This is a genomic window from Bacillus sp. HY001 (assembly GCF_007558965.1).
In the GTDB taxonomy this organism is placed as follows: domain Bacteria; phylum Bacillota; class Bacilli; order Bacillales; family Bacillaceae_G; genus Bacillus_A; species Bacillus_A mobilis.
Genome location: NZ_VLTE01000130.1, coordinates 1 through 580 on the forward strand (window position 1 = coordinate 1; position 580 = coordinate 580).

Annotated in this window: 1 protein-coding gene; it reads left to right on the top strand. The window is 39.5% G+C overall.

Annotated features, from left to right (window positions below; all coding sequences use genetic code 11):
- Positions 1 to 422: 422 nt before the first annotated feature.
- Positions 423 to 551: a hypothetical protein gene (locus FOT98_RS33150; protein ID WP_000672785.1), complete on the top strand. Its 129-nt coding sequence runs from the start codon at positions 423 to 425 to the stop codon at positions 549 to 551.
- Positions 552 to 580 lie beyond the last annotated feature (29 nt).

A 580-nucleotide genomic window follows, 5' to 3' on the forward strand; every position in this document is an offset into this window, starting at 1 on the left:
GAGGGTTAACTGCGGGCAATCCCTAAAGCTGATTGAACTACAACGTGGCTAGAAATAGCGAGCGTGAATGTCGCGAAAGCAGAAAAAATCAATCAGATCGTGCAAGGTTAAATCCTAAACACTAGAACAATGGGTCTTCCGCCTCGAATCATCTAAGTCAAAATGGATAAGATGAACGTTCAACGACTATCTCGTATAACTGACGAGAGTACATCACAAGCCTATGGTGGTGGAAAAATCCTCTATCTCTAAGGAGATAAACATATAGTCTGCGCTCATGTGAAAACAGGAGAGGTTCATAAGAGAACTGGCTAAGGAATTGCGCCCTTAGTTGAACAAGATACATTTAATTAAATCTATCAAACTTCATTGAAAATATCGAACGTACGTGCTATGTTGGATTCGATGAGGTGAGAATAATAATGAAATTTTCACGAGTTAGTCAAGTATCAGAATTAACAGGTTTGCACCCGAGTAGTCTAAGGAGAATGCTGGTGGAACACGCTACGATTCAGAAGAACAAATCTTTCATTAAAGGAGTTACATTCTGATGATATTGGCGAAGAAAGTCAGACTGATT

What these genes read in the sequence shown, in the direction of transcription:
- FOT98_RS33150 (WP_000672785.1), top strand. Translation starts at nt 423, where the DNA reads ATGAAATTTTCACGAGTTAGTCAAGTATCAGAATTAACAGGTTTGCAC.